This is a genomic window from Burkholderia sp. Leaf177 (genome assembly GCF_001424345.1).
Taxonomy (GTDB): Bacteria; Pseudomonadota; Gammaproteobacteria; order Burkholderiales; family Burkholderiaceae; genus Caballeronia.
On record NZ_LMPF01000001.1, the window covers coordinates 1 to 19,840 of the forward strand.

Sequence of the window (19,840 nt, forward strand, 5' to 3'; positions counted from 1 at the left end):
TTGTCGCCGCAGGGGCTGGTCAAAACGACTACATCGGTGGAACCATCGCGATTCTTCTTCAAGCGATCGCGGTCGCTGAGCGAAAGCCGCGGCGCTTTGTCATCGATCACAGAAGTTTGGAACGGCTTTTTTCGTGTGCGCCCAGCATGGGCGCAATCTTGGAGGTGCGAGTCCTCCCGTGAGTTGACCACAGCGAACGAAGCGAAGCGCAACTGCGTGAGGGTGACCGAGCGTGGGGAGGAAGCGTGGAGCGAAGCCGCGAGCCGATGGACAAGAACCGGATAGAAGGCGGTGCCGATCAGGGCGAGCAGGCACGAAACTGCGAAGCTCTCGTGGTCAAGGATCAGGTGCTGTAGATCCGGCGGTTGTGCGGTGAAGGATTGCGTTCTTACCTGGGGAGATCTCGCCTCGTGCCTGAAAGGGCGACGGCGTCGAGTCGGAGCGAGAAGTCAGCAGAGGCCGTACTAGTCACAGGATAGGCCGGTGAGGCTSAAGCGAGTGATGAAGGGCCGAACGAGAAGGAGTGTTCAGCGTCATGTCGATGTGGCAGGCATTGCGTCAGATGCCCGTGCAAACGGGGCGAGCGGGAGTAGCGCGCGGTGAAGCTGCGCGTGTACCCGTGAGTGACGAAGCTTGCCGCCCGCGGCATGAATCCGGGAACACAGGGTCGGCGCTGCTGGAAGCGGCGTTGACGAGAGAGAACCTGAAGCAGGCGTTTAAGCGGGTACGGGCAAACAAAGGCGCTGCGGGTGTAGACGGTCTGGATATCGATCAGACCTCCCGACACCTGGTGACGGTGTGGCCTGTGATCCGCGAGCAATTGCTAAAGGGGACGTACCGGCCGAGTCCGGTACGGCGAGTGACGATYCCGAAAGCGGACGGAGGCGAGCGCGAGCTGGGCATCCCGACGGTGACGGATCGGCTGATCCAGCAAGCACTGCTGCAGGTGTTGCAGCCRATTCTGGACCCTACCTTCAGCGAGCATAGCTACGGCTTTCGGCCCGGGCGCAGTGCGCACGACGCGGTGTTAACCGCGCAGTCGTACGTGCAGTCTGGGCGGCGGGTTGTGGTGGACGTGGATCTGGAGAAGTTCTTCGACCGGGTCAATCACGAAATTCTGATCGACCGCTTACAGAAACGCCTTGGCGACGCCGGAGTCATCCAGTTGATCCGGGCGTATTTGAACAGCGGCATCATGGATGACGGGGTGGTGCAGCAAAGACATCAGGGCACGCCGCAAGGCGGGCCGCTATCACCATTGCTGGCCAACGTGCTGCTCRATGAGGTGGATCGGGAATTGGAAAGGCGGGGTCATTGCTTCGTGCGCTACGCCGACGATTCGAACGTGTATGTTCGTAGCCGCCGTGCAGGTGAACGAGTGATGGCACTGTTGCGACGCTTGTATGGTCGGCTGCGCTTGAAGGTCAACGRGACCAAGAGCGCGGTGGCGAGCGTGTTCGGCCGCAAGTTTCTGGGCTACAGCTTGTGGGTAGCTCCGGGCGGTGTAGTGAAGCGCAARGTAGCGGCCAAACCGCTCCTGGCGTTTAAGCGTCGCATTCGTGAACTGACCCGCCGTTCTGGCGGGCGCAGCATGAAGGAGGTGGTGGAACGGTTACGGCCTTACGTGTTGGGGTGGAAGGCATACTTCAGGATGGCGCAAACGCCCGGTGTGTGGTCGGCACTGGAGCAGTGGATGCGTCACCGGCTGCGCGCTATCCAGCTTAAACACTGGCGCCATGGCTTTACCATCTACCGGGAACTCCGTGCGTTGGGTGCATCCGCTGAAACAGCGCGCCAAGTGGCGGCGAATAACCGTTGCTGGTGGCGCAACAGCGACCGTGCTCTCAAACGCGTGCTYACTCTCGCCTAMTTCGATCGACTGGGGGTACCTCGTTTCTCCTAACCTCAACTTCTCGAACCGCCCGGTGCGGACCCGCATGCCGGGTGGTGTGGCAGGGGTACGGCCTCTTGGCTGTCCCCTATGCCGATTCGTCAATTTAACCGTTCGATCGCGAGCAAGGTCGTTATGCATCNTCGACTGGGGGTACCTCGTTTCTCCTAACCTCAACTTCTCGAACCGCCCGGTGCGGACCCGCATGCCGGGTGGTGTGGCAGGGGTACGGCCTCTTGGCCGTCCCCTATGCCGATTCGTCAATTTAACCGTTCGATCGCGAGCAAGGTCGTTATGCATCGCGTAAGTAACAAAACTGGCAACGCGCTGTTTCATCGTTCGAATGGATTTGGCTCTTCCAAGCAGGTAACTTAGCGGTTCAACTAGGAGGTGTTTGGTCGGGTGCTGGCTATGTATCAACCAGGTTGTTATCGAGTAAAGGTAGGCGGACCAATTACTTTTAAAACAGGATCAGCACAATGGCTTCGGACTTCGAGACTCGCGTACAAGCGGTGATTACTGATGTGCAGGGAATGACAAGCGGCGGCACAATTACAAGCGAGAAACCGCTGTTAGTTGGCAAAGCCGATCCGTTTGCGACTATCGATATATACGACGGAACAACATTGCTCGGCGTGGTTTCAGCAAATGGACAGGGCGGTTGGTCGCTTCAACTTTCCACGCCACTTTCGGATGGCGTCCACGATCTCTCCGCAGTGCAACTGAACGAATACGGCGTCAATCCCAGCACAGGTTATTTCACTATTACTGTTGATACATCGGAGAACGCGCAGCCGGCTCACAACGGTTCGTTTGAAGATCATGCATCGCGGCTATTCGATAACCATATAGACGGCAATTTGCCCTACTTCCCGCCAAATCTGTTCAAACTGCATTCCGAACCAATCACCGCGCAGGCCGCGGCGGCCGACAAGATCACGAACGGCCTTGTAGATACTTCCGATGATCCGCTGTCGTATATCAGGCAAACATCGGCTCATCTGGAGCACAGCAAAGGGCTCGACACGGTTTCGTTTGTCGGCAATCACCAAGTGCTTGATCTGAGCAACTTCACTGAACATGCATCGGCAACGTCAACGCAAAGTGTTGCGAGTTTCGATCTGGGCGGTCATCACAACGCATTAAAAGTATCCCTCGCTGACGTGCTGAGTCTGGGCAAACAAGACCTGTTTATAGACGATGGCAAACAGCAGCTGATCGTGAACGGCAAGGACGGCGATTCTGTTGATCTGACCACGTCGCACGTTGCGGGTTTGTCAGAAGGTGACTGGCAACATCATGGAACCGCCGAAGTGGGCGGCGTTCTTTACAACGTTATCGAGCATTCAACCGCGAATACTGAATTGCTCGTTGAACACGCGGTGCGAATTGAAATGCATTGATCGGTCAACAATAAAAAAGCCGTTCAAAAATCTTGAACGGCGTTATCAATTGCACGAATCGTAAAGTCTTACTTGATGCGTTGCGCCAGTTCCACTGCTTTGCCAACATAAGAACCTGGCGTCATTTCAAGCAGCAGTTTCTTGGCGTCGTCTGGAATAGCCAGCCCGTTAATGAACGTTTGCAGACCTTCACGCGTAATGCCTTTGCCGCGCGTCAATTCCTTCAACTGCTCGTAGGGATTTTCAACGCCGTATCGGCGCATGACGGTTTGAATCGGTTCAGCCAGCACTTCCCAGCAATTATCCAGGTCTTCATTCAAGCGCGCGGCGTTCACTTCCAGTTTGTCCAGTCCGCGAATCAGCGAATCGTACGACAGCAGCGAATAACCAAACGCAACGCCAATATTGCGCAACACGGTCGAATCCGTGAGGTCGCGCTGCCAGCGGGAGATCGGGAGTTTATCGGCGAGATGGCGCAGCAAGGCATTCGCTAATCCGAGGTTGCCTTCCGAATTCTCGAAGTCGATGGGATTGACCTTGTGCGGCATGGTCGATGACCCAATCTCACCCGCCTTCGTCCGCTGCTTGAAATACCCGACGGAGATATAACCCCACACATCGCGATCCAGATCCAGAAGGATTGTATTGGCGCGCGAGATGGCATCGAAAAGCTCGGCCATGTAGTCGTGCGGTTCAATCTGGATGGTGTACGGATTGAACGTTAGTTTCAGCCGATCTTCAATCACGCCTTCCGAAAACGCTTCCCAATCGAACTCCGGATACGCCGAAAGATGCGCGTTGAAATTGCCGACGGCGCCGTTCATCTTGCCGAGAACCGGCACTTCCGCGATGCGTTCAATCGCGCTCTGCAAACGCGCGGCGACATTCGCCATTTCCTTGCCGAGCGTGGTCGGGCTGGCGGGCTGTCCGTGCGTGCGCGAAAGCATGGGTTGCGCGGCGTTTGCATGAGCGAGCTTGATCAACCGGTCGTGCACTGAACGCAGCGCCGGCAGCAGCACGTGTTCACGCGCGCCCGCGATCATCATGCCGTGCGACGTGTTGTTGATATCTTCCGACGTGCACGCAAAGTGGATGAACTCACTCGCTTTTTCCAGTTCCGGCTGGCCTTTGACGGATTCCTTGAGCCAGTACTCGACGGCTTTCACGTCGTGATTCGTGACCTTTTCAATGTCCTTGATGCGCGCCGCATCGTGCGCGGTGAAGCGCTCGGCGAGTTGCAGAAGGAAGTTTTCGGATGCTTCGGAGAAGGGCGGGATTTCATCGAAACCGGCTTGCGAGAGCGCGATCAGCCAATGAATCTCGACCTTCACACGATGTTTCATGAACGCCGATTCGGACAACCAGTCCCGCAGCGCTTCGGTTTTGGCGGCATAACGGCCGTCGAGCGGCGACAGCGCGGTGAGCGCGAAAAGGGTATCGGGACGGGTATCGGACATGTGGGGGCCGCGGGAGAGACGAAAGGAGGCAGGGATTTTAACATTGGCCGCAAATCTGCTTTTCTCGTTTGGACAAGCGCGAGACGTCAGTATTCATGCTGCAGTGCTATCATGCCATTGTGCGGCTGTAAGCGATTCGACGCTCTAGCCTGCCTTATTAAAACGAATCAGCCTAATTCTTAACGTTCTTAGGTATCCCATGAGAGCAACCCTGTTAGACCCAAAAACTAGCGTGAAGGTGGTCGGTGCGAGCGGACAGATTTCGCTTGGAAAAGAATACGCCGGCCGGCAAGTGCTTGTTGAAGAACGCGAACCCGGCGTGTGGCTGGTGCGGACCGCGCTCGTGATTCCTGAGAACGAGGCATGGATGCATACAGCAACCGCTCAGCAAGATATGCAAGAGGCCTTGGTCTGGGCGGCATCAAATCCGCCTCGAGAAACTAATCCGGACGCGCTATTCAAAGAGTTGGGAAATGCCGAAGAGAAACGATCCCGTAAAACTGGATCTAAATAATCCCGTCTTCCAGCGAAACTGGGTCGCTTTGGATAAGCCGGAAGCCTCGTGTGTTCTTGCAACTGTTAAAAAACTGCTGCAGTTGACGTGGGATCAGGTTTATCTGGACCAGGGACTGAAATGGGAAAAAATCACTAGCGTACAGACACCGAGTGGCATCGAAGCGGTGTATTCGGTGCGGATCACACAAGCGCGTCGCGCGACGGCATTTCGCGACGGTGACTATCTGCGCTTCTTGACCATCGAACGGGACCATGATGCCACTTACGGAAAAAAATAGACCGCGTCTTAAGCGCAAGGTAACTACGCGCGCTGAAAATCGAGGAAGGTCGCATGCCGACCAACATGGAGGTTTCGGCACCGAGGTACATGAACGCTTTGCCGCCATCGATAGCAACGGTCTGACGCTCCCTGAGCGGATCGAACAACCCCGAATCGTCGACCTGCCGAAATGACGGTTCCAAAAGTCCCGGATGCTCAGCGCTTCCGCAACGCCCGATCCAGCGCCTCCAACTGCGCGGCCGTCCCAACATTCTCCCACCGCCCTTCGAACAACTCGCCCGTAGCGCGCCCCGCCGCGACGGTCGCCTGATAGTACGGCGTCAAAGCCCGACGCGTGTTGGGAGCGAGATCGCGGAACATGCGGGTATCGTACAAACCGATATTGCCGAACGTGTAGCGCGCCGAGCCATCGATGGAAAGCGTGCCATTGGCTTCAAGCGCAAAATCCCCGAGCGTATGAAACGGCGGGTTCGGCACCATCACCAGATGCATGGCCGGTTCGGGCGCAACTGCCATTGAAGGCGCGCGTGCTTTCAAACTCGCATAATCGAAGTCGCAGAACACGTCGCCACTGACGGCCAGGAATATCGCCGGCTCGCCTTGCGATTCCAGCAGCGGCAAGGCCTGTGCAATTCCGCCAGCCGTCTCCAGCGCGTGCATTTCATGCGAATGACGAATCTCGACGCCCCAGCGCGATCCGTTGCCGAGATTCGATTGCAGCATCCGACCAAGCCACGCGTGATTGATCACGATTGTCTCGAACCCCGCTGCCGCCAGCCGTTCAATCTGCCAGACAATCAACGCTTTACCGCCGACTTTCAAGAGCGGCTTGGGGCACGTGTCCGTCAACGGGCGCATACGCTCGCCGCGTCCGGCGGCGAAAATCATCGCAGTCTTCAATGCGCTCATCAAAAGGTATATCCCACGTCCACGGCGCGGCCTTCAAGTGTATCGAGCAATCGCGCGAACGGGCGCAACGGCCTGTAACGCTCGGACACTTTGCGTGCATAGCCGATAAACCTCGGTAAATCCGCGAGATATTGCGGCTTGCCATCGCGATGATAAATCCGCGCAAAAAGTCCCAATACCTTGATGTGGCGCTGCAATCCCATCCACTCGATCTGCCGATAGAACTCGCCGAAGTCGGCATCGACCGGAAGTCCCGCACGGCGCGCGCCTTCCCAGTAATAAACAAAACAGTCGAGCTCGAACTCTTCTTCCCAACTGATAAACGCATCGCGCAACAGCGACGCAATGTCATAGCTCAACGGTCCATAAACCGCGTCCTGGAAGTCGAGCACGCCGGGATTTGGCGTGGCGACCATCAGATTGCGCGGCATGAAGTCGCGCAGCATGAATATTTGTGGCTGGGCCAGCGCGCTTTGCACGAGCACGTTGAATGTGTCGTCGAGGACCTTGCGCTCGGATGCTTCCAGCGTGTGGCCGAGGTGCTTCGCCACGAACCACTCGGGCATGAGCTCCATTTCGCGGCGCAAGAAGGCTTCATCGAAAGCGGGCAAAACGCCTTCCCGCGATGTCACCTGGAACCTGATCAACGCATCGATCGCCGCGCGCATCAGCGGGCGCGCGTTTTTTTCATCGAGCACGGAGAGGTAGGTCGTGGTGCCGAGATCCGTGACCAGCATGAAGCCGGCGTCGAGATCGACCTCGAGAACCTGCGGCACATGGACGCCCGCATCGCGCAACAAACCTGCCACTTGCACGAACTCGCGGCACTTCTCGGGCGGTGGGGCATCGACGGCAATCAACGTGTTTCCAGACTCGCTTTGCGCAGCCAGCCGGAAATAACGCCGGAAACTGGCGTCGGTGGAAGCGGGTGCAAGCGATGAAAGATCCAGTGCGTACCGTTCGGCCACGGTTTGCAGCCAGTCGCGAAGCTGTGTAAGGCGAAAATCAGGGGTTTGGGGCGTCATAAATTCTAGGGGTGAAACGTCTTGCCATATAATACCCCACGACTTTTTTAAGCATTCCGTTTGCACCGCGTGTAACGCCCGGCGCCCCGGCCTGCAGCAAGCCTCAGCGGCTTTTTGCGGGTCAGGAGTTACCGCCCGCACTATCCATCGATCGATTCATTTTCGTTCGCAGCGAACCGACAACTCCGGTGGCGCGAGTTCCGGTGGCTGTGCCCGGCGGCTCACGCCTGCAGGCGTCGAGCGTCGAGCGCCGAGCGTGACGCGATTGAACAGCACTCAAACATGCCGCCACGACAGCTTTCCAAATTGGTTTCACCCGGCCCGTCGCGCGAATCGCGTGATCAGCGGCCACGCAGGCGGCGGCTGTTCGCAGCGCTGATCGCAGTGCCGGGCCTCATGCCGGCGCTTGCCAACGCGCAGCTATCGGGCGCGGCGGCAGACACGCAGCCGCTTGGCGACGCGTGGAGCCTGCGTCTCGCTCCGCAACTCGAAGAACGTCCGCTCAGGCAAGGCGACCAGCCGGCCACGTTCGTGCTGGGCGATCGCGCGTTGGGCACGGCGGACCAGGACATGGCCGCCAAGGGCGCGGCAGAGTTGCGCCGCAATACGTCGGTGATCAAGTCGGATGCGCTGCATTACGACCAGGACACCGACATGGCCGACGCTTACGGCAATGTCAGGATCTTCAACAACGGCAATACGTTCATTGGCCCGGAAGCGCACTTGAAGGTGGAGGCGAACGAGGGTTACATGACGAACCCGAAGTACCGCTTCAACTTGTCGAATGGCTCGGGCAGCGCCGCCCGCGCGGACCTGATCGATAACGAGCAGACCCGCGTGGACCACGGCACGTACACGGCATGTTCGTGCGAGACCGATCCGGCGTGGTACATCAAGGGCACGTCGTTTGACTTCGATACCGGCGCGAACGAAGGCGTAGCACACAACGGCGTGCTGTTCTTCCAGGGCGTGCCGGTATTCGCGAGCCCGTGGCTGTCGTTTCCGCTGACCGGCGAACGTCGCAGCGGGATCTTGCCGCCAACGGTATCGCTGAACTCAACAACTGGTTTTGAAGTCTCGCTGCCGTATTACTTCAACATTGCACCGAACCGCGACTTGCTGGTGACACCGCGCCTGATGACACGGCGCGGGATTCAGTTGCAGTCCACGTTCCGCTATCTGTCGCCTACGTATTCGGGCACGATCACCGGCGAATTCCTGCCGAACGACATGCAGACGCATACGAACCGTTATGCGATCTACATTCAGCATCAGCAGAATTTCGGCGGCGGTTTCGCGGGTTACATCAACTACAACAAGGTCTCGGACAGTCAGTATCCGGAAGACCTGGGCAACGCCGCGAACCAGTTCCTGAACGGCACGCAAGTGCTGTATCAGCAGGAAGCAGGGTTGACCTACAACAACGGCCCGTGGTCCATCATCGCTCGCGAGCAGCGCTGGCAGACCTTGCCGCCAGCGGTTGCGCCGTACGCGCGCGAGCCGCAGTTGAACGTGCTGTACAACAAGTACAACGTAGGCGGCTTCGACTACGGCGCGGAGATGGATTACACGCGCTTCACGACCACGGTCGACGATGCAACCAAGGGTCAGCGCGCCGTATTCAATCCGTACTTGAGCTACAGCGTCACGGGCCCGGGTTATTTCGTCACGCCGAAGATCCAGTACCACCTGGCGTCGTACAACCTGAGCCAGCTTGGCAGCACTGCGTCCGGCACGCCGGCGGGCCAGCCGAAGAGCCTGACGGAATCCATTCCAACTGTCAGCTTCGATACCGGCCTGGTCTTCGACCGTTCGGTCACGGTGTTCGGGCAGGATTACATCCAGACACTGGAACCGCGCCTGTACTACGTGTACACGCCGTATCGGAACCAGCAGTTCGCGCCTATCTTCGATACCGGCCAGGCCGACTTCAGCCTCGCTGAAATCTACACGCCGAATACATACGCGGGTAACGACCGCATTGCCGATGCAAACCGTCTCACGGTCGGCCTGACATCGCGTTTCATCAACCCGGCAACGGGCGACGAACGCGCGCGTTTTGTCATCGCGCAGCAGTATTATTTCCAGCCGCAGCGCGTGACGATCACGGAAGGCCAGCCGCTCGATCAGGCGAAGCACTCGGACCTGATCCTGGGCGCGTCGTTCAAGCTGGGCGCTGGTTTTTCGCAGGAAACGGCGTTCCAATATAATGCGGACAACAACCAGCTCGTGCGTTCGAGCGTCGGTTTCGGATACAGTCCCGAAGCGCGCAAGGTCCTCAATATTGGCTACCGGTACACGCGGGCGAACGAAACCACGTTGTCCACTCAACCGATCAACCAGATCCTGATTTCGGCACAGTGGCCAATCACGCGACACATTTATAGCGTCGGCCGGGTGAACTACGATCTGGCGAGCCATCGTCTCGTCGACGGGCTGCTGGGCTTCCAGTACGATGCCGACTGCTGGACGCTCGGCCTCGGCGTGCAGCGTTACGCAAACGGTGTCAATAGCACGGGCAGTAACAGCGCCGGTACTCGCGTGCTGGCTCAGATGACGTTCAAGGGTTTGTCGAACGTCGATAATGGACTCACCGCGGCATTCCGTGCCGGTGTTGCCGGTTACACGCCGCCACCGCCGCCGCCCGCGCCGCTCGCGCGTTACACCAATTACGAATGAACGCGTGAATAGAAACGGTCAGGGCAGAAAGTGCCCGTGGTACGCGCCGAGGCGTATATTTGCGGGTTCGGTGCGGTGTCACAGACACGCAGCAGCGCAAGGTAATAGGGCCGGTCATCGGCCGCAATCGATGGAGTATCTGTGTCAAACATGAACAAGTTTAAGTGGACAACGTTCGCAGCAGCCGCATGCGCAGCGGTTTTCCTGACCGGCCCGATGGCGCACGCTCAGGCGTTGACCACGGCGGGTGGCGCGCAGATAGCGGATTCCGTCGTCGCGGTCGTGAACAACGACGTGATCACCGAGCGCGAGCTCAACGACCGCAGCAATCTCATTGTGCGTCGTTTGCAGCAGCAGAACGCGCCGGTTCCTCCGGCCGCCCAGTTGCAGCGGCAGGTGCTCGACCAGATGGTGCTCGAACGCATTCAGTTGCAGAAGGCGAAGGAAGACAGCATCAATATCGACGATGCCACCGTTCAGCGTACGCTCGAACGCCTTGCGCAGCAAAACCAGATGACGCTCGATGTTTATCGTGCGCGCATCGAGGCGCAAGGCGTGCCATGGACCACGTTTCAACGCGATGCCCGCACGGAGCTGACGCTTTCGAAGCTGCGCGAGAAGGAAGTGGACAGCAAGATCACGGTGTCGGACGCGGAAGTGGCGAACTACGTGGCGAGCCAGCGCGGACCGAACGCACGCGGCGGCAACGACCTGCATCTGCAGCACATCATGTTCAAGGTGCCGGAAAATGCATCGCAGGCGGACGTTGCTGCGATCCAGGCAAAGGCGGACGCTGTGTTGAAGGACGCGCAAAGCGGCTCGGATTTCACGAAGCTTGCTAAGAACAATACCCAGGATACCGATGCAGCCAAGGGCGGCGATCTCGGTTTTCGCACGCAGTCTTCGTTGCCGGCATCGATTGTGACGGCGGTTTCTACGTTGCGTCCGAATCAGGTGAATCCGGAACTGATCCGTACCGATGGCGGCTTCGAAATCATCAAGCTGGTCGAGCGTCGTACAGGCCAGGGTCAAGCCGCCGATGCACCCAAGCTCGTGCAAACGCACGTGCGCCACATCTTGTTGCGCGTGACCGACGGCACGTCGGAACCGGCAGCGCGTCAGAAGCTGCTTGAAATCAAGGCCGACGTTGCAAAGGGCGGCGATTTCGCCAACTACGCACGGACTTATTCGTCGGACGGCTCGGCGTCGCAGGGCGGCGATCTCGGCTGGATCAGCCCGGGTGAAACCGTGCCGGAATTCGAGCGCGCCATGAACAACCTGAAAGACGGCGAAGTCAGCGATCCGGTGCGTTCCGAATACGGTTATCACTTGATCCAGGTGCTCGGACGTCGTGAAGCTGAAGGCTCGGTGCAGCAACAGCTCGATCTGGCGCGCCAGGCGATTGGCCAGCGCAAGGCGGAGCAGGCGTATTCCGACTGGCTGCGCGAACTGCGCGATACCGCGTACGTTCAGTACAAGGGCGCCGCTGCGCAGCAGGCCCTAAACCAGTAAAGGTTGTCCGAATGGAACCAGCAAGCCGCGCATTGTCGATAGCCATCACCACCGGGGAACCGGCCGGCGTTGGTCCCGAATTGACGGTGGCGGCGCTGGCTCAAGCGGCCACGCGCTGGCCCGGCGTCAGGTTCTCCGTGCTGGCTGACCGCGACCTCATGGCCGAGCGTGCGGGCGCGTCGCCCTGGCTTTCCAGCGGCGCAGCCATCGAGATTGAACACCATCCGCTGAGCGTTCCGGCACAAGCCGGCAAGCTCGACGCCGCGAACGGGCGCTACGTGCTCGGTTTGCTCGATACAGCCATCGACGGCGCGTTGAGCAAACGGTTCGACGCAATCGTCACGGCGCCGCTTCAAAAAAGCACCATCAACGACGCCGGCGTTCCCTTCACCGGCCATACCGAATATCTCGCTGAACGCACGCATACGCCGCGCGTGGTCATGATGCTCGCCGGTTCGGGCGAACGGCCGCTGCGCGTCGCGCTCGCCACCACGCATTTGCCGCTGAAAGATGTATCGGCGGCGCTGACGGTGGATGGCATTGTCGAAACGTTGAGCATCGTTCATCGTGACTTGAAGGCCATGTTCGGCTTGCCCAAGCCGCGCATTCTCGTCACCGGGCTGAATCCGCACGCGGGCGAGAACGGTTATCTCGGCCGCGAGGAAATCGATGTCATCACGCCGGCGCTGTTGCGTGCGCGTGAGTTGGGTATCGATGCGCCGGGTCCCTATCCCGCAGACACGCTGTTCCAGCCGCGCTATTTGAAAGACGCCGATTGCGTGCTCGCCATGTTCCACGATCAGGGCCTGCCGGTCCTGAAGTACGCAACCTTCGGCGAAGGCATCAATGTGACGCTCGGGCTTCCGATCGTCCGTACTTCCGTCGATCACGGCACCGCGCTTGATCTCGCCGGCACGGGCCGCGCGGATCCGGGCAGCCTGATTGTCGCCATCAATACCGCTGTTGCCATGGCGCGCCATCGTCGCGCGGCCTGATCCCTTATTTGCAGTTCCTGACCGGTTTCTCCGATGTCCATCAAGCACCAGGGCCACTTCGCGCGCAAGCGCTTCGGGCAGAACTTCCTCGTTGATCAGGGCGTGATCGATTCGATCGTCGATGTCATCGATCCCAAGCGCGGCGAGCGCATGGTCGAGATCGGGCCGGGATTGGCCGCGCTGACCGCGCCGTTGATCGAGCGGCTTTCCACGCCGGATTCGCCGTTGCACGCGGTCGAGCTGGATCGTGACCTGATTGGCCGGCTGGAAAAGCGCTTCGGCAATCTGCTGGCGCTGCACGCTGGAGACGCGCTTGCGTTCGACTTCGGCTCGCTCGCGCTGGAAGGCGACAAGCCGTCGCTGCGGATCGTGGGGAATTTGCCGTACAACATTTCCAGCCCGCTGCTGTTCCACCTGACCGCGTTCGCGCCGAAGGTCATCGACCAGCATTTCATGCTGCAGGACGAAGTGGTGGACCGGATGATCGCCGAGCCCGGCACCAAGGACTTCGGCCGGCTGACGGTGATGCTGCAATATCGTTATTCAATCGACAAACTGATCGATGTCCCGCCCGAATCGTTCAATCCGCCGCCGAAGGTGAACTCCGCGATCGTCCGCATGATTCCGTATGCGCCGAATGAACTGCCGGATGTGGATGACAAAGTGCTCGGTGAAGTCGTGCTGGCGGCTTTCTCGCAGCGGCGCAAGATGATGCGCAATACGTTGGGTGTGTATCGAGATCAGGTCGACTTCGACGCAATCGGCTTCGATCTTTCCCGGCGCGCCGAAGAAGTGCCTGTCGCTGAATTTGTGAAGCTCGCACAGGTCGTGGCGCAAGCGCGTAGCAATTAAGCCTCAATTTTATTTATTCGGTCACCCGCTTCCTTTTCCAGGCTGTTCCCCTCTTGATCCCATGCATTCCCTGCATTCTTTCGATGCAAGGAATGCACTGGAGTTAACCGTCCTCTTGCCCTCAAATTAGCGACGCGTTTCGCGCAGCCGGCTTTGCAGCCGCGAGCGTGAAACGCGTCGATGCGTGCGTATTTGATTCGCACTACGAGATTACAAAGAGACGGGAGACGCATGACTATTTTAAGAATTTCCGGGAAGAAAAGTGGCTTCGGCAACTGGTGCAAACTGAGCTTTGCTGTTTTGCCCGCGGCGCTGAGTTGTGCATCGAGCCATGCGCAGTCGAGCGTCACGCTGTATGGCGTCGCGGATGTCAGCATGCGTTATCTTTCCAACGCCAACAAGCAAGGAGACGGGAACATCGTCATGGGGCCGGGCGGCATGAGCGAGAGCCGCTGGGGCATCAAGGGCGTGGAAGATCTTGGCGGCGGCTGGTCGACCATGTTCAAGCTCGAAAACCGGTTCTTCCTGAGCAACGGCCAGAGCGATCCGACCATGCCGTTCTTCAACGAAGCGCAGATCGGCATTCAATCCACAACATATGGACAGGTTGTGGTTGGCCGTCAATACAACGTGATGATCGAAGGCATCACCATGGGCGGTTATTCCAGCAATCCCTGGATTCCATACGACTTCAGCTTCCAGCCTGAAGTCACCATGACCGGCGGTATCTGGAGCAGCAATCAGATCCAGTATCACGGCAAGTTGAAGGACTTGCGCATTTCCACCGCGTATTCGTTCAGCGGCAATGCGGGCAGGCTTGCGTACGGCAGCCAGTACGGCGTGGCTGCGGCGTATGTGCCCGGCGGTGGCCCCGTTTCGATCGGCGGTGCCTTCAAGGAAACCAAGGACTCGCTCAACGGCAGCAATGCCAAGGCGTGGACCTTCGGAGGATCGTACACGTGGGACAAGACGCGCTTCGCATTGGGATATATCGTCAATCAGAACGACAAGGGATTCACGACGTTTGCTAACGGGCCGTTCGCGGCGCCCGGGCTTGCCGCGCTGAAGTACTCGGACTTCAAGCGCCGCCGCATGATTCTCGGCGGCATAACGCAACACGTTGGAAGCACATGGCATTTTGCGGCGAACGTCTGGCGCACGCTTCAGGAGGGCAAGGCGCAATCGCAGGATGGCTCGGCGTGGCAGTATCAGCTGGTCGCTGATTACGACCTGTCAAAGCGGACCGATGTTTATATCGAAACCGATTATTCGCGCTACAAAGGCGATCTCATCGGCACGCAGTTGCAGGGCGTGAACGCCGTTGGCCTCGCGCAGAAAAGCACGCAAATTGGCTTGATGACCGGGATCCGGCATCGCTTCTGAACAAGGCTTCGAGGCATTCGGTTGAATGCCTCAGGCATCGTCAAACAAGAGTGTGGATGTTATAACCGGCCGGCATTGCATCAGGCACGAGAAACTTAGGGCTGCGTTATATATCATGCATGAGATCAATTCGCGTCGACTGGCGCACCTTGTCGCGCTCGCCGAAGAGGGCAGTTTCGCTCGCGCGGCGGAGCGCGTGCATTTGAGTCAGCCCGCGTTGAGCCGCAGCATTCAGGCGCTCGAAGACGAATTCGACATCAAGCTTTTCGATCGTGCCACGCGTGGCGTCGCGCCAACGCCCGCGGGGAAGCTACTGGTCGAGCGCGCGCGGCGCGTGCTGTTCGAAGCGCGCTGTCTTTTCCGCGATGTCGAGCTGATCCGTGCCGATGCACTCGGCGAAGTGCGCATTGGCCTCGGCGCGCATGCCGCGGATATCCTGTTTCCGGACATGCTGGTCGAGTTCGCGCGCAAATATCCGGGCATCAAGGTATCGCTGGAGATTGCCGAAGCGGGCACGTTGATGGAGCGCTTGCGTTCTGAACGCGCCGATTTCGTGATTGTCGATCGCCGGGAAACGGCCATTGCGCCCGATGTCACCATGCATCGGCTAACAGGACACGATGGCGGCTGGTTCGTGCGGCAGGCGCATCCGTTGCTTGATCGCGCGCCTGTGCCGCTTGCCGCGCTGCGGGAATATCCGCTGGTGTCGGTATCGTTGTCCGCGTTCATGCAAGACGCCGTGCGCCGGTTGCTGAAATTTCGCGCGCACGAGGAAATTCCGCTGCATCTGGAATGCAACGACATCGCCGTTTTGAAGGGTGTCGTCGCGCGCACCAATGCCGTCATGTTTTGCACGGGATCATCGGTGCAACGCGATGCGCCCGATGAGCGACTGGTGCGTGTATCGATTGTGCATCCGCGCAAACTCGGTTTGCAGTTCGCACTCGTTTGTCTCGCCGACCGCACGCAAACGGCGGCGGCCGACGGTGCACTCGCGCTTGCCGCGCAGATCATGAACGAGGCAACTCGGACGGCGCGCGCGATGGGCCGCCTCAGATAATCACGCGCGCGCCCGCGCAGCCGGCGCATTCACCAGGCCAATGCCGATCACTACCAGCGCCGCCGCCATTACGAAGCGCGTAGTCAGCGTATCGCCGAGCAGGATCACGCCGAACGCCACGCCGAAGATTGGTGTCAAGAACGAGAACACGGAAAGACGCGACGCCATGTATCGCGTGAGCAGCCAGAACCACGTGAGATAACTCAAGAACGCCACGATGATCGCCTGATACGCGAGGCTCGCAATCGCGGTCGGCGTGATCGTGCCGATGTGCGTCTGATCGAGCGCGTAGGCAAGCGCGAGCAAGACAATCGCCGATACACCCAGCTGATAGAACAGCGTCTTGCTGGCGCTTGCGCGCGCGAGCGGCGAGGCGCGGATCACGACGGTGGTCGCCGCCCAGAACACGCCGCCGAGGACGCCGAGCGCATCGCCCGCGGTGCCTTGCCATGTCGATGCCGTGCCGGGGTTCGGATGCAGGAAACCATCGGCGAACGCAATCGCAATACCGCCGAACGCCAGCGCAATGCCGATCCATTGCACACGCTTCAGCTTTTCGCCGGCCACGAAGAAGTGCAGGCCAAGCGCCATGAAACACGGCGCGGTATAGAGGAACACGACCATGCGTGTTGCGCTGGTCAGCGTCAGCCCGAGGAAAATGCACACGAACTCGCCGCCGAACAGCACGCCTGCGAGCAGTCCGGACGCGAGCGTGTCGTCGCGACGAAAGAGCGCCACGCCGCGCGAACGCGTCCACAACCACACCAGAACTGTAGCGATGGTCGAGCGGATGCCCGCCTGAAGCAGCGGCGGAAATGAGCCGTTCGCCCCTTTGATCGCGACTTGCTGAAAGCCCCATACCGCGCACAAGCCGATCATCAACAGGATGGCGGTGGCGTCGGGAGCACGTCGAACGGGAAGGGCGGTGCTCATTGGAGTGCCTTGTCTCTGGTTTTTATAGTGGTCTTGCTGACGCTCGAAAACGTCAAAGGCCCCGTAGGGCCCGTTGTTTTATCGTCGGTTTATCTCACGAGTGCTTCTCGATCAACTCGACTTTGTAGCCGTCCGGATCTTCCACGAACGCAATGACCGTCGTGCCGCCCTTCACCGGACCGGCTTCGCGCGAGACCTTGCCGCCGGCTTCGCGGATGCGGTTGCACGCGGCGGCGGCATCGTCCACTTCCAGCGCGATGTGGCCGTACGCCGAGCCCAGGTCGTACTTGTCGACGCCCCAGTTGTAGGTCAGTTCGAGCACGCTGTTTTCGCTTTCATCGCCGTAACCGACGAACGCCAGCGTGTACTTGTATTCGGTGTTCTCGCTTTGACGCAGCACTTTCATGCCGAGAATGCGCGTGTAGAAATCGATGGAACGCTGCAAGTCGCCAACGCGCAGCATGGTGTGAAGAAGTCGCATGATGGGGTCCTTTTGGGTTGTCGTCTGGAGCCATTTTGAGCGGGCCGCTAAAGCAACGGCAGCAGTTCAGGCGGGTGATGCTTGAGCGTATGTCGCGCTTCCTGGAAATCGGGATAAATAGATTCAACCGTATTCCAGAAACGCGCGCTGTGATTCATCTCGCGAAGATGCGCGAGTTCGTGCGCAACCACGTAATCGATGATGTGAACCGGAAAGTGGATCAGCCGCCAGTTGAGCCGGATCTTGCCTTCGCTGGAACAACTGCCCCAGCGTGTCGCCGCAGAAGACAACGCGTACGCCTTGTATTCAACGCCGAGCTTCGCTGCATACACGGGCAGACGCTGACCGAAGATTTCGAGCGCTTGTTTGTGCAGCCAGCGTTGCACGCGTTCGCGAATGATTTGCGGATCTGCCAGCGCAGGAAGGCCGAGCCAGAGCACGTTGGCGGTGGTATCGAAATACGGCTGCGTCGCGCGCTTACCCGCGGTGCCGGGCGCCGCCGTCATCATCACGCTGATGTTCTGCCCGAGATATGGAAGCTGCGCGCCGTCCTTCCAGTCCATGCGCGGCACGACGCGTTGTTCAACCCGCGTTTGCCACTCGTCGAGCTTATTGAAGATCCACTTTTCTTTCTCGGCGATCGCGCTTTCAATAGCGCCAATCGTCACCCAGCGCGGCGCCGTTATTGCGAGGCCCGTTCCATCGATCATGAAACCGATGGTGCGCCGCGACGAACGCTTCAAGCGGTAATCAAGCTTCTTCGCGCCGAGCATCAGTTGCCGGATGCGTGTACCGTCGGGTGCGCGCAAAGGGGGAGCCGTGGGCGCGGTTGTATCGGATGGCGTAACGTCGCCTCGCAACGTGGCGGGCATGGACGAACCCGCGGGCGAGGGCGCTTGCTCCATCGGCGCATCGAGCGGCAGATGAAGAGGCAAATCAAGTTGCGGGTTGTCGAGCGCGGCAGCTTGATGCTGTCGCCTGGGAGTCTTCTGCATCGGCTCAGCTTGGCGCACGCGGCGCAGGAATGACGAAAAAAACGAAGCTAACGAAAACATGCACCGGGATTCATGGTCCGGACTTACAACCCGGTTGTCGCGCTTTGGGATTGCGTGACAAAACGGTCGCCGGGACCATACGAATCCGGATCGATACGGCGCATTTCCGTTTCAATCCATTGCTCCACGCGCAGATTCACTTCTTCCGCGGTGAGGCCGGTTGTCTCGATCGGACGACCGATGGACATTGTGACTATACCCGCATATTTGAGAAACGATTTCCGCGGCCAGACGTGCCCTGCGTTATGCGCGATAGGCACAACAGGCGCGCCCGCCGCAACGGCGAAACGCGCGCCGCCCGACTTGTATTTGCCCTGGCTGCCAACCGACGTGCGCGTGCCTTCCGGGAACATGATCACCCACGCGCCTTCGGCCATGCGCTCACGCCCTTGCCGCGCCACCGACGCAAACGCGTCCTTCCCCTGACGCCTGTCGATATGAACCATCTTCAGCATGCCCATGGTCCAGCCGAAGAACGGCACGAACAGCAGTTCGCGCTTGAACACGTAGCACAGCGGACGCGGCATCAACGCGGGGAACGCGAGCGTTTCCCACGCGGATTGATGTTTGGAGAGGAGCACGGCGGGACCATCGGGCAAGTTCTCCATGCCTTCGATCCTGTAGCGAATGCCGATCAGATACCGCATTACCACGATGCCCGACTTGCACCAGAACGCCGCCATCCAGTAACGCTTTTCAGCGCCGAGGAACGGGAAGGTGATGAAGCACACGCACGCGTACGGCACGGTGTACACCACGAAAAAAATCATCAGCAACAACGAACGAATGAAGCGCATCGGCTTGAATGAGTTCTATGAATTCGACGAAATGCCGGCGCGTCAGTCGTGATCTTTAGCGAGGAAATCGAGCGCGAATGTGCGCAGGTCGTCGTGTACTTTTGTATTGGGCGGCAGATTCCCCGCCGCCAGCGTTTTGTGTCCCTTGCCGGTCAGCACCAGATGCGACTTGAAGCCGAGCGCGGCGCCCGCTTGCAGATCGCGCAGCGAATCGCCGACCACCGGTGTGTCCTCCGGATCGATCTCGAAACGTTCCACGATCTGCTGCAACATGCCGGGCTTGGGCTTACGGCATTCGCACTGGTCTTCCTGCGTATGCGGGCAGAAAAATACTGCATCGATACGCCCGCCTACCGCCGCCACCGCGCGGTTCATCTTTTCGTGCATGGCGTTGAGCGCGGCCATATCGAAAAGACCGCGGCCAATACCGGACTGGTTCGACGCAATCGCCACGCGATACCCGGCCTGATTCAGCCGCGCGATGGCTTCGAGACTGCCGGGAATGGCGACCCATTCGTCCGGCGACTTGATGAACGCGTCCGAGTCGACGTTTATCACGCCGTCACGATCGAGAACCACCAGCTTCTTGTTTGCGTTGGTCGGCATGGTGTG

The 19,840-nt window shown here is 59.2% G+C and carries 19 protein-coding genes; 11 read left to right on the forward strand and 8 right to left on the reverse strand.

Features of this window, described 5'->3' with window-relative positions:
- The 3 genes from ASG35_RS32020 to ASG35_RS00010 all read left to right on the forward strand — a co-directional run.
- On the forward strand, positions 1 to 182 hold a 182-nt coding region (locus tag ASG35_RS32020; RefSeq protein ID WP_235527413.1), incomplete at its 5' end, for a hypothetical protein.
- A 353-nt stretch (positions 183 to 535) separates the two neighbouring features.
- Positions 536 to 1,903, forward strand: coding sequence for a group II intron reverse transcriptase/maturase (ltrA, locus tag ASG35_RS00005; protein WP_056351315.1), 1,368 nt, complete (start codon positions 536 to 538; stop codon positions 1,901 to 1,903).
- A gap of 467 nt (positions 1,904 to 2,370) precedes the next feature.
- Positions 2,371 to 3,294, forward strand: a complete 924-nt coding sequence (locus ASG35_RS00010) for an Ig-like domain-containing protein (RefSeq protein ID WP_056351318.1) — start codon at positions 2,371 to 2,373, stop codon at positions 3,292 to 3,294.
- Between the two features lie 68 nt (positions 3,295 to 3,362).
- Here ASG35_RS00010 and purB read toward each other — a convergent pair whose 3' ends face one another.
- Positions 3,363 to 4,751, reverse strand: coding sequence for an adenylosuccinate lyase (purB, locus tag ASG35_RS00015; RefSeq protein WP_056351319.1), 1,389 nt, complete (start codon positions 4,749 to 4,751; stop codon positions 3,363 to 3,365).
- A gap of 199 nt (positions 4,752 to 4,950) precedes the next feature.
- Here purB and ASG35_RS00020 point away from each other — a divergent pair, with 199 nt between their 5' ends.
- A complete protein-coding gene (locus tag ASG35_RS00020; RefSeq protein ID WP_056351322.1) occupies positions 4,951 to 5,265 on the forward strand; it encodes a hypothetical protein in 315 nt (104 codons plus the stop codon).
- On the forward strand, positions 5,225 to 5,545 hold the full coding sequence (locus ASG35_RS00025) for a hypothetical protein (protein ID WP_056351324.1): 321 nt from the start codon (positions 5,225 to 5,227) through the stop codon (positions 5,543 to 5,545). Before ASG35_RS00020 ends, ASG35_RS00025 begins: the two co-directional genes overlap by 41 nt.
- A 197-nt stretch (positions 5,546 to 5,742) precedes the next feature.
- On the opposite strand, the gene murU is transcribed toward ASG35_RS00025, so the two are convergent.
- Both murU and ASG35_RS00035 read right to left on the reverse strand, forming a co-directional pair.
- The gene (murU, locus tag ASG35_RS00030; RefSeq protein ID WP_442854788.1) at positions 5,743 to 6,456 is read right to left on the reverse strand and encodes an N-acetylmuramate alpha-1-phosphate uridylyltransferase MurU; all 714 of its coding nucleotides are present in this window, start codon (positions 6,454 to 6,456) and stop codon (positions 5,743 to 5,745) included.
- Entirely contained in the window at positions 6,456 to 7,481 is a 1,026-nt protein-coding gene (locus tag ASG35_RS00035; RefSeq protein ID WP_056351329.1) for an aminoglycoside phosphotransferase family protein, read from the reverse strand. The genes murU and ASG35_RS00035 overlap by 1 nt, the downstream gene beginning before the upstream one ends.
- 282 nt (positions 7,482 to 7,763) lie before the next feature.
- Between ASG35_RS00035 and ASG35_RS00040 the strand changes: the two genes are divergently transcribed.
- The 6 genes from ASG35_RS00040 (at position 7,764) to ASG35_RS00065 (ending at position 15,962) form a co-directional block, all read left to right on the forward strand.
- Positions 7,764 to 10,160, forward strand: a complete 2,397-nt coding sequence (locus ASG35_RS00040) for an LPS-assembly protein LptD (RefSeq protein ID WP_056351334.1) — start codon at positions 7,764 to 7,766, stop codon at positions 10,158 to 10,160.
- A gap of 150 nt (positions 10,161 to 10,310) precedes the next feature.
- Positions 10,311 to 11,672 (forward strand): peptidylprolyl isomerase, encoded by a 1,362-nt coding sequence (locus tag ASG35_RS00045; protein WP_442854789.1) that lies wholly within the window; start codon positions 10,311 to 10,313, stop codon positions 11,670 to 11,672.
- Positions 11,673 to 11,683: 11 nt separating this feature from the next.
- On the forward strand, positions 11,684 to 12,667 hold the full coding sequence (gene pdxA, locus ASG35_RS00050; RefSeq protein WP_056351340.1) for a 4-hydroxythreonine-4-phosphate dehydrogenase PdxA: 984 nt from the start codon (positions 11,684 to 11,686) through the stop codon (positions 12,665 to 12,667).
- Between the two features lie 33 nt (positions 12,668 to 12,700).
- Complete coding sequence (gene rsmA / locus ASG35_RS00055; RefSeq protein ID WP_056351343.1) at positions 12,701 to 13,519, forward strand: 16S rRNA (adenine(1518)-N(6)/adenine(1519)-N(6))-dimethyltransferase RsmA; 819 nt, start codon at positions 12,701 to 12,703, stop codon at positions 13,517 to 13,519.
- A gap of 231 nt (positions 13,520 to 13,750) precedes the next feature.
- Positions 13,751 to 14,902 (forward strand): porin, encoded by a 1,152-nt coding sequence (locus ASG35_RS00060; RefSeq protein WP_082508163.1) that lies wholly within the window; start codon positions 13,751 to 13,753, stop codon positions 14,900 to 14,902.
- A gap of 115 nt (positions 14,903 to 15,017) precedes the next feature.
- A complete protein-coding gene (locus ASG35_RS00065; RefSeq protein ID WP_056351346.1) occupies positions 15,018 to 15,962 on the forward strand; it encodes a LysR family transcriptional regulator in 945 nt (314 codons plus the stop codon).
- Here ASG35_RS00065 and ASG35_RS00070 read toward each other — a convergent pair whose 3' ends face one another.
- The 5 genes from ASG35_RS00070 to gmhB all read right to left on the reverse strand — a co-directional run bounded on the left by ASG35_RS00070 (position 15,963) and on the right by gmhB (position 19,834).
- Complete coding sequence (locus ASG35_RS00070; protein ID WP_056351349.1) at positions 15,963 to 16,895, reverse strand: DMT family transporter; 933 nt, start codon at positions 16,893 to 16,895, stop codon at positions 15,963 to 15,965. It abuts the gene before it with no gap.
- A gap of 94 nt (positions 16,896 to 16,989) precedes the next feature.
- Entirely contained in the window at positions 16,990 to 17,376 is a 387-nt protein-coding gene (gene gloA / locus ASG35_RS00075) for a lactoylglutathione lyase (protein ID WP_056351352.1), read from the reverse strand.
- Between the two features lie 47 nt (positions 17,377 to 17,423).
- A complete protein-coding gene (locus ASG35_RS00080; RefSeq protein WP_056352781.1) occupies positions 17,424 to 18,371 on the reverse strand; it encodes a M48 family metallopeptidase in 948 nt (315 codons plus the stop codon).
- An 83-nt stretch (positions 18,372 to 18,454) separates the two neighbouring features.
- Complete coding sequence (locus tag ASG35_RS00085) at positions 18,455 to 19,228, reverse strand: lysophospholipid acyltransferase family protein (protein WP_056351354.1); 774 nt, start codon at positions 19,226 to 19,228, stop codon at positions 18,455 to 18,457.
- Between the two features lie 42 nt (positions 19,229 to 19,270).
- Positions 19,271 to 19,834, reverse strand: coding sequence for a D-glycero-beta-D-manno-heptose 1,7-bisphosphate 7-phosphatase (gmhB, locus tag ASG35_RS00090; RefSeq protein ID WP_056352782.1), 564 nt, complete (start codon positions 19,832 to 19,834; stop codon positions 19,271 to 19,273).
- Positions 19,835 to 19,840 lie beyond the last annotated feature (6 nt).

What these genes read in the sequence shown, in the direction of transcription:
- ASG35_RS00010 (WP_056351318.1), top strand. Translation starts at nt 2,371, where the DNA reads ATGGCTTCGGACTTCGAGACTCGCGTACAAGCGGTGATTACTGATGTG.
- purB (WP_056351319.1), bottom strand. Translation starts at nt 4,751, where the DNA reads ATGTCCGATACCCGTCCCGATACCCTTTTCGCGCTCACCGCGCTGTCG.
- ASG35_RS00020 (WP_056351322.1), top strand. Translation starts at nt 4,951, where the DNA reads ATGAGAGCAACCCTGTTAGACCCAAAAACTAGCGTGAAGGTGGTCGGT.
- ASG35_RS00025 (WP_056351324.1), top strand. Translation starts at nt 5,225, where the DNA reads ATGCCGAAGAGAAACGATCCCGTAAAACTGGATCTAAATAATCCCGTC.
- murU (WP_442854788.1), bottom strand. Translation starts at nt 6,456, where the DNA reads ATGAGCGCATTGAAGACTGCGATGATTTTCGCCGCCGGACGCGGCGAG.
- ASG35_RS00035 (WP_056351329.1), bottom strand. Translation starts at nt 7,481, where the DNA reads ATGACGCCCCAAACCCCTGATTTTCGCCTTACACAGCTTCGCGACTGG.
- ASG35_RS00040 (WP_056351334.1), top strand. Translation starts at nt 7,764, where the DNA reads ATGCCGCCACGACAGCTTTCCAAATTGGTTTCACCCGGCCCGTCGCGC.
- ASG35_RS00045 (WP_442854789.1), top strand. Translation starts at nt 10,311, where the DNA reads ATGAACAAGTTTAAGTGGACAACGTTCGCAGCAGCCGCATGCGCAGCG.
- pdxA (WP_056351340.1), top strand. Translation starts at nt 11,684, where the DNA reads ATGGAACCAGCAAGCCGCGCATTGTCGATAGCCATCACCACCGGGGAA.
- rsmA (WP_056351343.1), top strand. Translation starts at nt 12,701, where the DNA reads ATGTCCATCAAGCACCAGGGCCACTTCGCGCGCAAGCGCTTCGGGCAG.
- ASG35_RS00060 (WP_082508163.1), top strand. Translation starts at nt 13,751, where the DNA reads ATGACTATTTTAAGAATTTCCGGGAAGAAAAGTGGCTTCGGCAACTGG.
- ASG35_RS00065 (WP_056351346.1), top strand. Translation starts at nt 15,018, where the DNA reads ATGCATGAGATCAATTCGCGTCGACTGGCGCACCTTGTCGCGCTCGCC.
- ASG35_RS00070 (WP_056351349.1), bottom strand. Translation starts at nt 16,895, where the DNA reads ATGAGCACCGCCCTTCCCGTTCGACGTGCTCCCGACGCCACCGCCATC.
- gloA (WP_056351352.1), bottom strand. Translation starts at nt 17,376, where the DNA reads ATGCGACTTCTTCACACCATGCTGCGCGTTGGCGACTTGCAGCGTTCC.
- ASG35_RS00080 (WP_056352781.1), bottom strand. Translation starts at nt 18,371, where the DNA reads ATGCAGAAGACTCCCAGGCGACAGCATCAAGCTGCCGCGCTCGACAAC.
- ASG35_RS00085 (WP_056351354.1), bottom strand. Translation starts at nt 19,228, where the DNA reads ATGCGCTTCATTCGTTCGTTGTTGCTGATGATTTTTTTCGTGGTGTAC.
- gmhB (WP_056352782.1), bottom strand. Translation starts at nt 19,834, where the DNA reads ATGCCGACCAACGCAAACAAGAAGCTGGTGGTTCTCGATCGTGACGGC.